The sequence below is a fragment of the Parachlamydia acanthamoebae genome (assembly GCF_000875975.1).
Taxonomy (GTDB): Bacteria; Chlamydiota; Chlamydiia; order Chlamydiales; family Parachlamydiaceae; genus Parachlamydia; species Parachlamydia acanthamoebae.
The window spans coordinates 1-253 of sequence record NZ_BAWW01000058.1; the positions used below are offsets into that span (position 1 = coordinate 1).

1 protein-coding gene is annotated in these 253 nt (G+C 37.2%); it reads right to left on the minus strand.

Annotation, left to right across the window (positions count from 1 at the left end; genetic code table 11):
- On the minus strand, window positions 1-253 hold a 253-nt coding region (locus AOM43_RS09390; protein WP_193374866.1), incomplete at both ends, for a transposase.

The following is a 253-nucleotide window of genomic DNA, read 5'->3' on the forward strand; positions in this document are numbered from 1 at the left end:
CCATCTCCAATAGCAAGCTTTGGTCCTTCTTTGAGACCTCGATGTTTTAAATTTTGCAAAACTTCTTTCCAAGACTGCTTGCTTTCTCGGTGCCTATCATGGATCATGATAAGTTCTTTATTTCCATTCTCTAAAGCACCTATCAGAACCAGAACGCAGGGTCGATCTTCTTCTAAACGAATGTTAAAATAAATCCCATCCGCCCATATATAAACATACTTTTTTACGGATAAATCACTTTTGAGCCAATTTT